Annotated in this window: 9 protein-coding genes and 1 pseudogene; 7 read left to right on the forward strand and 3 right to left on the reverse strand. The window is 70.8% G+C overall.

Annotated features, from left to right (window positions below; genetic code table 11):
• Positions 1 to 239 precede the first annotated feature (239 nt).
• Positions 240 to 464 carry a hypothetical protein gene (locus ACWGSK_RS04675; protein WP_452455239.1) on the reverse strand — a complete coding sequence of 75 codons (225 nt, stop codon included), beginning with the start codon at positions 462 to 464 and terminating at the stop codon, positions 240 to 242.
• A 280-nt stretch (positions 465 to 744) separates the two neighbouring features.
• Between ACWGSK_RS04675 and moeZ the strand changes: the two genes are divergently transcribed.
• The gene (moeZ, locus tag ACWGSK_RS04680; protein ID WP_358513575.1) at positions 745 to 1,908 is read left to right on the forward strand and encodes an adenylyltransferase/sulfurtransferase MoeZ; all 1,164 of its coding nucleotides are present in this window, start codon (positions 745 to 747) and stop codon (positions 1,906 to 1,908) included.
• Positions 1,909 to 2,065: 157 nt separating this feature from the next.
• Positions 2,066 to 2,452, forward strand: coding sequence for a hypothetical protein (locus tag ACWGSK_RS04685; RefSeq protein ID WP_358513573.1), 387 nt, complete (start codon positions 2,066 to 2,068; stop codon positions 2,450 to 2,452).
• Between the two features lie 39 nt (positions 2,453 to 2,491).
• On the opposite strand, the gene ACWGSK_RS04690 is transcribed toward ACWGSK_RS04685, so the two are convergent.
• On the reverse strand, positions 2,492 to 3,445 hold the full coding sequence (locus tag ACWGSK_RS04690; protein WP_452455360.1) for a DMT family transporter: 954 nt from the start codon (positions 3,443 to 3,445) through the stop codon (positions 2,492 to 2,494).
• Positions 3,446 to 3,645: 200 nt separating this feature from the next.
• Between ACWGSK_RS04690 and ACWGSK_RS04695 the strand changes: the two are divergent.
• Together ACWGSK_RS04695 and ACWGSK_RS04700 are read left to right on the forward strand one after the other, a co-directional pair.
• Positions 3,646 to 3,756 (forward strand): annotated as a pseudogene (locus tag ACWGSK_RS04695) (transposase); the annotation flags it as partial.
• Between the two features lie 16 nt (positions 3,757 to 3,772).
• On the forward strand, positions 3,773 to 5,029 hold the full coding sequence (locus ACWGSK_RS04700; protein ID WP_452455240.1) for an RNA-guided endonuclease InsQ/TnpB family protein: 1,257 nt from the start codon (positions 3,773 to 3,775) through the stop codon (positions 5,027 to 5,029).
• A 35-nt stretch (positions 5,030 to 5,064) separates the two neighbouring features.
• Here ACWGSK_RS04700 and ACWGSK_RS04705 read toward each other — a convergent pair whose 3' ends face one another.
• Positions 5,065 to 5,781 carry an ArsR/SmtB family transcription factor gene (locus ACWGSK_RS04705; protein WP_358503501.1) on the reverse strand — a complete coding sequence of 239 codons (717 nt, stop codon included), beginning with the start codon at positions 5,779 to 5,781 and terminating at the stop codon, positions 5,065 to 5,067.
• 96 nt (positions 5,782 to 5,877) lie between these two features.
• Between ACWGSK_RS04705 and ACWGSK_RS04710 the strand changes: the two genes are divergently transcribed.
• The 3 genes from ACWGSK_RS04710 to ACWGSK_RS04720 all read left to right on the forward strand — a co-directional run bounded on the left by ACWGSK_RS04710 (position 5,878) and on the right by ACWGSK_RS04720 (position 13,065).
• Entirely contained in the window at positions 5,878 to 6,210 is a 333-nt protein-coding gene (locus ACWGSK_RS04710; RefSeq protein ID WP_358503497.1) for an MGMT family protein, read from the forward strand.
• A gap of 86 nt (positions 6,211 to 6,296) precedes the next feature.
• A complete protein-coding gene (locus ACWGSK_RS04715; RefSeq protein ID WP_358503521.1) occupies positions 6,297 to 9,494 on the forward strand; it encodes an ATP-dependent helicase in 3,198 nt (1,065 codons plus the stop codon).
• Positions 9,487 to 13,065, forward strand: coding sequence for an ATP-dependent helicase (locus ACWGSK_RS04720; protein WP_358503494.1), 3,579 nt, complete (start codon positions 9,487 to 9,489; stop codon positions 13,063 to 13,065). Before ACWGSK_RS04715 ends, ACWGSK_RS04720 begins: the two co-directional genes overlap by 8 nt.
• The last annotated feature ends 63 nt before the right edge of the window (positions 13,066 to 13,128 follow it).

Raw genomic sequence — 13,128 nt, forward strand, 5'->3', positions numbered from 1 at the left:
ATCTGCGTGGCTGATACCTACGGGCGCGGCCTCGGCCCCGTGTCGCGCCCCGCGGCTTTTCGCTCATCTTACTCCCGCGTAAGTTGAGTGTGGGCGGCGTGCGGCGAACTTTCACCGATGCCCGGCGACCCGGAAAACCGACATCGCAGGTGAGAAGGGCGTCGAGCGAGTCCCCAATACGTGAGACGAAGGGCCTGGAGTTCATGCGGTGGTGGCCACCGCGATCACCGAAAGAGACCTCAACGGCGCTCGTCCTCGTCCTCCCCGGCGTCGATCGACTGGTCGATCACATCCGCCTCGTTCGCCTCGATGAAGGCGTCCTGGGAGGTGTCCTCGAAAGGACGGCCCTCCTCGTCCGGACCCGCGGAGGTGCGCTGCTCGGCCGCGTCGGCCTCGGGAACGCCCACACTCGGGTCCTCGGCCTCGGGCGTCCGTCCGGTGTCTCGCTGCTCGGAAGATGCCACAGGGTCCTCCCCAACGTCGTCGACGGTACCGGCGACACTACCCGCCGCCACCGTGATCACGGGGGTACCGCGCGGAATGAACCGATGGGTCCGGTTGGTTGGGGGTGGTCAGGACGTCCCGTGGGGCGATGAGCGCCACTCGTCCCCGGGGTGGGAATGGAAAACCCCACCCGTTAGGTTGGGTATAAGTGAAAGCCGCTTCGCGCACCACCCCTCCCGCCGTGGACCCCTCGGTGCGGGTATGGGTGCGAGGCAACCCGAACAGACATGAGGAGTCACCGTGTCGCTGCCGCCGCTGGTCGAACCGGCTGCCGAGCTGACCGTGGACGAGGTGCGCCGTTACTCGCGTCACCTGATCATCCCGGACGTGGGGATGGACGGTCAGAAGCGCCTGAAGAACGCCAAGGTCCTCGTCGTCGGCGCGGGCGGCCTGGGCTCCCCCGCCCTGCTGTACCTCGCCGCCGCGGGGGTGGGAACGCTCGGCATCATCGACTTCGACGTCGTCGACGAGTCCAACCTCCAGCGCCAGGTCATCCATGGGCAGAGTGACATCGGCCGACCCAAGGCCGAGTCCGCCCGGGACAGCGTCAAGGAGGTGAACCCCGGGGTCGAGGTCATCCTGCACCAGGAGCGTCTGGAGTCGGACAACGCGCTGGACATCCTCGCCGGTTACGACCTGATCCTGGACGGCACCGACAACTTCGCCACCCGGTACCTGGTCAACGACGCCGCCGTCATCCTGAACAAGCCCTACGTGTGGGGTTCGATCTACCGCTTCGACGGTCAGGTCAGCGTCTTCTGGAACGAGTACGGGCCGCACTACCGCGACCTCTACCCCGAGCCGCCGCCGCCCGGAATGGTCCCCTCCTGCGCGGAGGGCGGCGTCCTGGGTGTGCTGTGCGCCTCCATCGGCTCGGTCATGGTCAACGAGGCCATCAAGCTGATCACCGGCATCGGTGAGCCGCTCGTGGGCCGTCTGCTCATCTTCGACGCCCTGGAGATGTCCTGGCGCGAGGTCAAGGTCCGCAAGGACCCCGAGACCGAGCCGGTCACCGAGCTCATCGACTACGAGGCGTTCTGCGGCGCGGTGTCCGAGGAGGCCACCGAGGCCGCCGTGGACTCCACCATCACCGCGCCGGAGCTCAAGGAGCTCCTCGACAACAAGCCCGACGAGATCTTCCTCGTGGACGTGCGCGAGAAGAACGAGTACGAGATCGTCAGCATCCCGGGCGCGACACTCATCCCCAAGGGCGAGTTCCTCAACGGCAAGGCCTTCGAGCAACTGCCCCAGGACAAGCGCGTCGTGCTGCACTGCAAGTCCGGTGTGCGTTCGGCCGAGGCGCTGGCCGCGGTCAAGGCCGCCGGCTTCGGTGACGCCGTGCACGTCGGCGGCGGGGTCCTGGCCTGGATCAACCAGGTCGACCCGAGCCTGCCCGCCTACTAGGTCGGGGTTCGAGGGTTCGCTCACGGGCGGTGCGGGGGACTTCCCCCGCACCGCCCGTACTCGTTCCCCGGGGAGTGACGGCCGCGGAACGGGTACAGGTCCCACACGGGTCGCGCGTCGACCACCGGCGCGCACCCCGTTGCCTGGAGGTGGCGTTATGCGTGTGAAGGGACGTTGGGCCGACTGGGCGGCGATCGCCCTCGGTTTGATGGTGGGGCTGAGCTGGGTCGCCCACGGGATGTACGGGTTCTCCGGAGGACTGTTCTTCATCCTGGGGCTGGGTGTCATCCTCGCCGCGACGATGTCGTTGACCCGCCCCGGCGCGTTGACCACCGAGATCGGCGTGATCGCAGGCGGGGCGGTGCTGTTCTCACTGCCGTGGTTGCTCGGGTTCACCCACATCCTCGGGGCCGCGCTGACCGCGTGGATCGGTGGCGGAGCCATCCTGATCCTGGGTGTCTACGGTCTGACCAAGGCCAGGGCCGCGCGCAGACGCGACCCCGAACTGGCTTGGGGCACCCACGACAACGTGGTTCCGGAGTAGCCGAATAGGCCGACCCTCCGGGTCCGGGAGCCGCTCCCCTCAGCGGGGGCGGCTCCGCGCCGTCCCAGGGGCGGCGACCGTGCCCTGCCCACGGCGCGAGACGGCCACACCGACCAGGCAGAGCGCCCCGCCGACCAGCGCGCCGGGGACGGGTGTCTCGCCCAGCAGCGCCCAGGACATGGCCACGACGAGGGTGGGCACCAGGTACGTGGTGGCGCCCAACCGGCCCGCGGGCATGCGTGACAGGGCGAAGGCCCAGGTGGTGAACGCCAGCGCGGTCGGGAACAACCCGAGGTAGACGACGGTCGCCGTGGCCCGCCAAGGCGCGACCGCGACTTCGGACGCCAGGGTCCCGATGAACGGCAGGCAGCACAGGGTGCCGACCAGGCAGGCGTAGGCGGTCACCTGAAGGGCGTCGGTGTGTCGAAGGGCCGGTTTCTGCGCGACCACGCCGATCGCGTAGCCGACCGCGGCCACCAGGCACAGCAGTACGCCCAGTGCGGAGGAACCCTCGTGTTCGGCGGTGGACAGGCCGATCACGGCCGCGCCACAGAACGCCACGAGGGTGCCCGCCACCAGGGGCCGCGGCAGCCCCTCCCCGAGCAGTCGGGCGCTGAGCAGGGCGATCAACACCGGTCCGAGGTTGACCACCAACGCCGCCGTGCCCGCGTCCACCTCCTGTTCGCCCTGGTTGAGGGCCACCATGTACACCCCGAACCAGAGCACGCCCGACCACAGGATGCCCGGCCAGGCCGCGCGCGGTGGCCGCCCCCGGCGGGTGAGGAGCACGATCGGCAGCAGGGCGAGGCAGGCGACGGCCAACCGGCCCAGGGCGAGGGAACCGGGGGAGAAGTGTTCGCCCGCCGCGCGGATGGCGACGAACGCCGAGGCCCACAGGACGACGGTGGTGCCGGCCGCGACGAGCGCGGCCCGGGAACGGGACTGATCAGAGTTTTTCGGGTGGGGCAGACCCCGGGCTTCAGCCCTGGGGATAGCTGTCTTTCCGCGAACGGGATCATTGAACAGCCCTTTGCCATACGATGGGTTACGCGACCGTCACTCCGCGCTCGATCTGCGGCATCACCTTCCAACGAGCCCGGCACGCGCTCTGGCACCCCACGCACCGTGGCCGCGTCCTGGGGGCTGTGCCGAGGAACGGCTGAAGGAGATCTCGCGCGAGGAATTTCGGCACCTGCAAGTCCCGCCTGCCGGCCCTGTGGACCAACGGCTACTTCGTGGCCACCGTCGGAGGCGCCCCGCTGGAATCGATCGAGCGGTACGTGCACAACCAGAAGAGCCGCTGAGAGGGGGTGTTCCACGGTGTTGTCGGGTCGTCGTTACCGGCTTGCTCTGACCGATGCGCAGGAGGCGATGTGCACCGAGTTCGGTGACATCTGCCGGGCGGTGTGGAACACCGCCCTGGACCAGCGCCGCCAGTACGTCGACCGCTACACCCGGGGCCGACAAGGGCCGTTCTGTGGGTACCACCTTCAGGCCGCCCAGTTGGCCGAGGCCAAGGCCGAAGAGACCTGGCTCAAGGCGGCCCCCTCGCATGTGCTCCAGCAGACCTTGAAGGACCTGGACCGGGCCTGCCGTGAGAAGGGCACCTTCAACGTGCGGTGGCGGGCCAAGCACCAGTGGAGGCCCTCGTTCCGTTTCCCCGCCGGGAACCTCATCGTGGTGGAGAAGCTGAACCGCAAGTGGTCGCGGGCCAAGTTGCCCAAACTCGGGTGGGTGCGGCTGCGCTCCTCCCGCCCCCTCGGCGGCACGATCCGCTCGGCGACCGTATCTCGCAAGGGCGGGCACTGGTTCATATCGTTCCTCGTCGAAGACGGGCTGTTCACCCCCGAGCACCATCCGGGCACCCCGGTGGGGGTGGACCGCGGTGTGGCCGTGGCGGCCACGTTGTCCACCGGCGCGTTCCATGACCGCCCCTACGTCACACCTGGGGAGAAGACCCGGTACCTACGTCTTCAGCGCAAGCTCGCTCGGAAGAAGAAGGGGTCGATCAACCGGGCCAAGATGTTGAAGGCCATGGGGCGGATCACCACCCGTGCGGTGGACCGGCGCACCGACTTCTGCGCACAGCTCGCCCGCACACTGACCATCCGGCACAACGTGGTGGTGTTGGAGGGGTTGCGCACCACCGACATGACCGCCTCCGCCAAGGGAACCGTCGAGGTACCCGGAAAGCAGGTGCGTCAAAAGTCCGGACTGAACCGGGCCATCCTGGACAAGGGGTGGCACCGGCTCGAACTCGCGCTGCGCAACGCCGCCCGCAAGACCGGCACGCGGATCGTGCTGGTCGACCCCGCTTACACCTCGCAGACGTGTTATCGGTGCAAGGTGGTGGACGCCCACTCGCGCAAGAGCCAAGCCGAGTTCGTGTGCACCTCTTGTGGCCACACCGATCACGCCGATGTGAACGCGGCCAAGAACATCCTCAGCGCCGCAGGGCATGCGGTGTCAGCCTGCGGAGACCTCGGGGTTACCCGGTCCGTGAAGCAGGAACCAGCGCCCCCGCGAGGGCAGGCGCACCGACCGGCGTTATCGCTGGTTGGAATCCCCCGGCTTTAGGTGTGGGGAGGAAGTCAACGGTCATGCGCCGAACCCTAGGACGCGGACGCTTCGGCGCCGGCTGAAACATCCAACCCCAACAGGTCGGCCAGGTCGCGTACGCCCTGGTCGGTCACCCGCAACGCTCGGCCGCCCCCGATCCGCACGCACCAACCGGCGGCCAAGACGTGTGAGAGCAGGGCCGCGCCCGCCACCCCGGCCAGGTGTGGTCGGCGTTCCGTCCAGTCCAGGCAGGGACGGGCCAAGGGGCGGCGTCCCCCGTTTCGCAGGTCGATTCCGAGGTCGGAGAACCAGGCCGATCCGGCGTCGGTGAGCGCGAACCCGGTCTCCTGGTCGAGGAGGCCGCGCTCGGACATCGCTCGGGTGACGTCCACACCGAGGGCCCCGGCGAGGTGGTCGTAACAGGTGCGGGCACGGGACAGCGCCCGTCGTCGGGCGCTCTGCGCCAACGAACGCACCGGCCGACGTTCCGGGGCGATGTGGCCCGCCATGGTCTCCACCAGGTGGGCGGTCTCCGGACCGGACAGCCGTACGTACCTGTGCCGACCCTGCCGGACCTCCGTGAGCAGGCCGCCCTCGACCAGCCGGTTCAGGTGTTCGCTCGCGGTGGAGGCGGACACCCCGGCGTGCCGGGCGAGTTCGCCGGATGTCCACGCCCGATCGTCCAGGAGCGCCAGGCACATCGTCGCCCGGGTGGGATCGGCGAGCAGGGCGGCCAGCGCCGCCAGATGGGGGCCGTCGGTTTCGAGCATGTCTTCAGGATGCCCCGACGACGTTTCGGCGCACGCCGAAGTGGAGGGGTGCGGGTACCGGTGAGCCTGTCGGTGGGGGTGGTTAGGCTCACGTCCATGACCGAAGCGTTGCCCGAAGAGGATGGACCCGACGAGTACACCGAGGACGTCCTGTCGGTGGTGGAACGGATTCCCACGGGACAGGTGATGAGCTACGGCGACATCGCCGAGTACGTGGGCCGGGGCGGACCCCGGCAGGTGGGGGCGGTCATGTCCCGATGGGGAGGGGGAGTGCCCTGGTGGCGGGTGGTGCGCTCGGACGGACGGCCCGCCTCGGGGCACGAGGTGCGTGCCCTGTCCCACTACGCCGGGGAGGGCACCCCGATGCGCCCCGGAAGCGACCGGGTGGACATGGTTCAAGCCCGTTGGGACGGGCGGACCAGGGGCTGAGGACGTACCCGACTCTTCCCGGGGCGTCCGGGATGGTCGTTTCCCTCTGGTGAACTGGTGAGGTGAACACATCCCCGTACCGTCTCGTGCGGCGCGCCCATCAGGCGACGCCGCCGCCGGTGCTGGACGAGAACCAGCAGAGCGTGGTCGACCACCCCGGTGGTCCCCTCCTCGTGCTCGCGGGCCCGGGGACCGGAAAGACCACCACCATCGTCGAGGCCGTCGTCGACCGCATCGACCACCGTGGCGTGGATCCCTCCCGGATCTTGGTGCTCACCTTCAGCCGTAAGGCCGCCCAGGAACTACGCGAACGCATCACCGGTCGGCTGCGCCGCACCACTCGCGAGCCCCTGGCACTCACCTTCCACAGCTACGCCTACTCGCTGATCCGCCGCGAGTTCCAGCGCATGGGCGACCTCGCGCCCCGGCTCCTGTCCGGGCCCGAACAGCTCATGGAGGTCCGTGAACTCCTGCGGTGGGAACTCGCCGACGGTGGGGAGGCCTGGCCGGAACGGCTCCGGCCCGCCCTGGAGACGCGCGGTTTCGCCGAGGAGCTGCGCGACTTCCTGATGCGCGCGCAGGAACGTGGGCTGGGCCCCGAGTCGCTGACGGCGATGGCCACCGACCGCGACCGCGACGACTGGGCCTCGGCCGCAGGGTTCCTGTCCCGTATGAACGGCCGCTTCGACATCGCCCCCGTGCCCACGCTCAACTACGCCGAGCTGGTGCGCGTCGCCGCGAACATGCTCTCCGACCCCGAGGTGCAGGAGCGGGAACGTTCCGCTCACGAGGTGGTCTTCGTCGACGAGTACCAGGACACCGACCCGGCCCAGGAGGAGCTGTTGCGCGCCCTGGCCGGGGACGGGCGAGACCTGATCGCGGTCGGCGACCCCGACCAGTCCATCTACGGGTTCCGCGGCGCCGAGGTGCACAACATCCTGGAGTTCCCGAGCCGCTTCCCCACGTTGCAACGTGAGGACGCCCCGGTCGTGGCGCTGCGGACCTGTCGCCGCAGCGGGGCCGCCCTGCTGGCGGCCTCCCGCGGGTTGACCCGGAGGCTGCCCGCCGTGGCCTCCGCGCGCGGGCAGGTCAACGCCCACCGCGACCTCACCCCCGCGGAGGGGATCCCCGACGGCGAGGTGCACCTGCTGATGGCGGACAGCGCCACCCAGGAGGCCGCGGTCATCGCCGACACCCTGCGCCGGGCCCACCTGATCGACGGGGTCCCGTGGTCGGACATGGCGGTGCTGGTGCGCTCCTCCAGTCGACAACTGCCGGTGCTCCGCCGTGCCCTCACCGCCGCCTCGGTGCCGGTCGTGGTGGGCTCGGACGAACTTCCGGTGGCGGCCGAACCCCTGGTCCGTCCCCTGCTCGGCCTCATCCGGTACGGGCTGCGCCCGGAGGAACTGGATGACGAGGCCGCCCGCGAACTCCTGATGAGCGCCTTCGGTGAGGCCGACTCCGTCCGGTTGCGCCGGCTGGTGCGGGCCCTGCGCCGACTCGACCTGGACCGGGTCCGGTCCGCCCGGGAGAACGCGACCACAGACGGCGTCACCGAGGACGCCGCCGGTGAGGGCGAGGGGAGGGACGACCAGGACATCGGGTACCGCTCCTCCGCCCGGCTGCTGGTCGAAGCCCTGCGCGATCCACGGGAACTCACCCTGGTCGACCCCGAGATCGCCGCGCCCGCCACCCGGGTCGCCAAGGCGCTGCGCACCGTGCGTGACCTGAACGCCAAGGGCGCCGACGCCGAACAGGTCCTGTGGGAACTGTGGCGCGACAGCGGGCTCGCCGACCGACTGCTGCGAGCCAGCCAGGCCGGAGGCCGCCGCGGCGCCGCCGCCGACCGCGACCTGGACGCCGTGGTCGCCCTGTTCGAGAGCGTGGCCCGCTACTGTGACCGCCTCCCGCCGGGAACCCCCGACGGGTTCCTGGAGGACCTGGCCGCCCAGGAGATCCCCGGCGACAGCCTCGCCGAGCGTGCCCCCGAGGGCGAGGCGGTGCGCATCCTCACCGCGCACCGGTCCAAGGGGCTGGAATGGGGTCTGGTCGTGGTGGCCGGAGCCCAGGAGGGGGAGTGGCCCGACCTGCGGCTTCGCGGTTCCCTCCTCGGTGTGGAGGAGCTGGTCGACGCCCAGAGCCACTCGGCGGACTCCTACGGGGCCGCCCTGGCCTCCAAACTCCTGGACGAGGAACGCCGACTCTTCTACGTGGCGCTCACCCGCGCCCGCCGCACCCTCTACGTCACCTGTGTGGGCGGTGACGACGCCGAGGAACGTCCCTCGCGCTTCCTGACCGAGATCGGACTGGGCGACCCCGAACCGATCAGCACCGGGCGGCGATGGCTGTCCCTGCCCGCCCTGGTCGCGGACCTGCGTTCGGTGGTCACCGACCCCGAGGCTCCGGGGCCGCTTCGGCAGGCCTCCGCCGCCCACCTGGCCCGCCTGGCCGAGGAGGGTGTGCGCGGCGCCGACCCCGCCGAGTGGTACGCCCTCACCCCCTTCAGCGACGACCGACCCCTCTCCGAGCCGGAGGACACCATCCGGGTGTCGCCCTCTCAGGTGGAGAGCTTCACCAACTGTCAACTGCGCTGGCTGCTGGAACGCGCCGCCGGCGCCTCCTCCGGCGATTCCGCCTCCGCGCTCGGCACCGTCGTGCACGCCGTGGCCGTCCTGGTCGCCCAGGGCGGCAGCGCGGAGGAGGTCGGCGAACGCATGGACGAGATCTGGTCCGACCTGGACTTCGGCGGACCATGGCAGTCCGACAAACAGCGTGAGCGCGCCGACGAGATGGTCCGCAAGCTCATCGACTGGGACACCGGCAACGATCGCGAACTGGTCGTCACCGAGGAGGGCTTCAAGGTGGACGTGGGCGGCATCGAGATCACCGGTCGTGTCGACCGACTCGAACGCGACGACCAGGGCCGCGCCGTGGTCGTCGACATCAAGACCGGCGGTACCAAGGCCGATGACCTGGCCCGCCACCCCCAGTTGGGCGTGTACCAGATGGCCGTGCTCAAGGGAGCCTTCGCCAAGCTCGGCCTGGCCGAGCCGGGGGGCGCCACGCTCGTGCAGGTCGGCAAGGCCGCGCTCAGCAAGAAGGCGCGCGAACAGGCCCAGTCTCCCCTGGGCGAGGACCCCGACCCCGGGTGGGCGCAGACCCTCGTGCGCGAGGTCGCCACCGGCATGGGCGGGTCCCGGTTCACCGCCACCCGAAACACCGGATGCAACTCGTGCGCCGTGCGCGCCTGTTGCCCGGTCCAGGACGAGGGCAGACATGTCTGAACCCACACCCGCCCCCGAGACCCCCGCCCCCGATACCCCGCCCCCGACCCCGAGATTCGACCCCGCCGAACTCGCCCGGCTCCTCAAGCGTCCCGAACCCACCGTCGAACAGGCACGGGTCATCTCCGCGCCCCTGGAACCGGGGGTGGTGATCGCCGGCGCCGGATCCGGCAAGAGCGAGACCATGGCGGCCCGGGTGGTCTGGCTGGTCGCCAACGGACACGTGCGACCCGAACAGGTGCTCGGTCTGACCTTCACCCGCAAGGCCACCGCCGAGCTCGCCGAACGCGTGCGCAAGCGTCTGGAACAGTTGCGCGCCACCGAACTCTTCCCCGAGGAACCGTTGGACGGCGAACCCACGGTCTCCACCTACAACTCCTACGCGGGCCGGATCGTGGCCGACCACGCCCTGCGCGAGGCGGTCGAGCCCACCTCCCGACTGCTCAGCGAAGGTCAGTCCTGGCAACTGGCGGCCCGGATCGTGGGCGAGTACGACGGTCCCATGGGGCACATCAACGTCGGAGCGGACACCGTCACCCGCCGGGTCCTGGACCTGTCCGGGCAGATCGCCGACCACCTCACCAGCACCGACCAGGTGCGCGGGGTGGGCCGGTGGATCCAGGCGGGCGTGGACGCCATGCGGCGCAAGCCCACCCAACCCACCAAGGACCTGGTGGACGCCCAGCGGCGCCGCGAGGAGCTGCTTCCGCTGATCGACCGCTACAACGACGCCAAACGTGGTCGGGAGGCGATGGACTTCGGCGACCAGATGGCCCTGGCCGCGCGCATCGCCCTCAACCACCCCGAGGTGGGGCTGATCGAACGCGGCCGCTACCGCGTGGTGCTGCTCGACGAGTACCAGGACACCAGCCACGCCCAGTTGGCGTTGCTGCGCGCCCTGTTCGGCGAGGGCCATCCGGTGACCGCGGTCGGCGACCCCTGCCAGTCCATCTACGGATGGCGGGGCGCGATCGCCGCCAACCTCACCGGCTTTCCCACCGACTTCCCCGTCGCTCCGGGGCGACCGGCCCCGGTGCGACGCCTGTCGGTGAGCTTCCGCAACGGCCAACGCGTACTGGACGTGGCCGAGCGCGTCTCCGACGAACTGCGCGCCGAGGCCGCCGACGTGCCCGTCCTGTATCCGGGACCCGCCCGACGTGGCCGCGGCACCGCCATGGCCGCGCTGTTCGCCACGGAGACCGAGGAGGCGGCGTGGATCGCCGACCAGGTGCGCCGCCTGGTCCACGCCACCGCCGACGACTCGGGGGGCCCGGTGTTCGCCCCGGACGGTCGGGCTTGGCCGGAGGGGGAGTCCGGTGGGGCCTCCGATGGCGCCGTCGGCCCCGGTGACATCGCGATCCTGTGCCGCAAACGTTCGCAGTTCCCGCCGCTGCGGGAGGCGCTGGAGGCCCACGACATCCCGGTGGAGGTCGTCGGCCTGGGCGGACTCATGATGGTGCCCGAGGTCCGCGACATCATCGCCACCCTGAGGGTCGTCCACGACGCCTCCGCCGGTAACGAACTCGCACGCCTGCTCACCGGTCCCCGCTGGCGGTTGGGCCCGCGTGACCTGGCCGCCCTGGGTTCCCGCGCCGCCGAACTCGCCCGGCACACCAGGCGTGACCTGACCACCTCCGGCCCCGACCAAGAGGACGAGCCCGACGAGGACCTACTGCGCCGCACCGTCCTGGACCTGACCGCCGAGAGCGGCAGCCTCGTGGACGCCGTCGACGATCCCGGACCGGCCGAGAACTACTCCGAGACCGCCTACGAACGCCTGGGCCGACTGGCCGAGGAACTGCGCGGACTGCGCAAGCTCCTCGGCCAGCCCCTGCCCGACCTCATCACCGAGATCGAACGCATGCTCGGGCTGGACATCGAGGTGGGGGCGCGCATCCACCGCGACCCCCTGTCGGCCCGCGCCGACCTCGACGCCTTCGTCGACCACGCCGTGCGCTTCGTCGGCAACACCGAGGACCCCACCCTGGGCGGCTTCCTCGGCTACCTCAACGCCGCCGAGGAGAACGAGAGCGCGCTCAGCCCCGGAGAGCGGGTGGGTGGTTCCGACAGCGTCAAGCTGATGACCATGCACGGCGCCAAGGGTCTGGAGTGGCCGGTGGTGTTCGTGCCCGGGGTCAGCGCCGGCAAGCGCGCGCCGTTGTTCCCCGCCAAGGCCCGCGACTCCCTGGCCTGGGTCAAGGCCGACCACTTGCTGCCGTATCCGCTGCGCGGCGACAGGGCGAGCCTGCCCGCCCTGCGTGGGGTGGAGAAGGAGGACATCGCCGAGTTCAAGGCGGCGGAGGAGGCCCGCCACCTGATGGAGGAACGGCGGCTGGCCTACGTCGCGGTCACTCGTGCCTCCTACGCGTTGGTCTGCACCGGCCACTGGTGGGGGCGGACCGGAAGCACCCCGCGCGGGCCGTCGATGTTCCTGGAGGAGATCCGCGAGGCCTGCGAGGGGGGCGCCGGGTCCGTGGTGGCCTGGGCGCCGCCACCCGACCCGGAGGACACCAACCCGCACGACGAGGAGGAGTCCTCGGCGGTGTGGCCGCCGCGGGAACCGTCCGTGACGGAGCCGGTCATCGAGTCCGAACCCTTCCCGGTGCCCACCGTGGCGCAGGGGATCGCACCCGACCTCGTCGGTCCCGAACCGGAGTTCGAGTACGAGCCGGAGTACGACCCCGAATACGACGACGCTTTCGTGGCCGACCACGACCCGGGTTCCGCGCCCGTGCCCGAACCCGTGTCCGAGCCTCGGGCGGACGGCCGCCGTGAACAGATCCTGGCCGGAGCCGACCTGGTGGAACAGGCCAGGGCCAGGCTGCGGGTCGGGGAGTCCGCGCTACCGAAGAAGACCCCCGACGCGCTGCGCAAACGGCTCCACGGTTGGGAACGCGACACCGAACTGCTGCTCGCCCACCGGGAGCGCGCCGTCATCGGGTCGGGGGAGGGGCCGGTCGAGGTGGAACTGCCCGATCACCTGTCGGTGTCCTCCATGGTGTGGCTGGCCAGGGACCCCTCCGCGCTGGCCCGGCAGATCCGCCGGCCGCTGCCCCGGCCGCCGGCCCCGCACACCCGGCGCGGTACCGCCTTCCACTCCTGGCTGGAACAGCGCTTCGGGCAGAACGCCACCCTGCTCGACGAACTGCCCGGGGCCGCCGACGAGACCGCGGGGGAGGACGAGGACCTCGCCGAACTCCAGCGGATGTTCGAGGAGAGCGAGTGGGGCCGGCGGGTTCCGCTGGAGGTGGAGGTGCCGTTCGAGACGGTCATCGGCGACCGGCTCATTCGAGGCCGTATGGACGCGGTCTTCCACGACTCCGAGACCGGTACCTACGACGTGGTCGACTGGAAGACCGGCCGCCCACCCGGCAACTCGGAGGAACGACGGGCCGCGGGGGTGCAGTTGGCCGCCTACCGGCTGGCCTGGGCCGACCTGGTCGGGGCCGGATCCGACCAGGTGCGGGCCGCCTTCCACTACGTGCGCGCGAACGAGACCGTGCGCCCCGTGGACCTGCTCGACGCCGAGGGCCTGGCCGCGTTGTTCACCCGCCTGCCCGAACCCGACTGACGGGCCGCGCGCGGCCCGTCAGTCGGGTTCGGGCGGCGACCGCCGTCCGCCCGAGACGTCGCC

The sequence above is a fragment of the Nocardiopsis sp. NPDC055551 genome (assembly GCF_053619415.1).

What these genes read in the sequence shown, in the direction of transcription:
- ACWGSK_RS04705 (WP_358503501.1), bottom strand. Translation starts at nt 5,781, where the DNA reads ATGCTCGAAACCGACGGCCCCCATCTGGCGGCGCTGGCCGCCCTGCTC.
- ACWGSK_RS04720 (WP_358503494.1), top strand. Translation starts at nt 9,487, where the DNA reads ATGTCTGAACCCACACCCGCCCCCGAGACCCCCGCCCCCGATACCCCG.
- ACWGSK_RS04685 (WP_358513573.1), top strand. Translation starts at nt 2,066, where the DNA reads ATGCGTGTGAAGGGACGTTGGGCCGACTGGGCGGCGATCGCCCTCGGT.
- ACWGSK_RS04710 (WP_358503497.1), top strand. Translation starts at nt 5,878, where the DNA reads ATGACCGAAGCGTTGCCCGAAGAGGATGGACCCGACGAGTACACCGAG.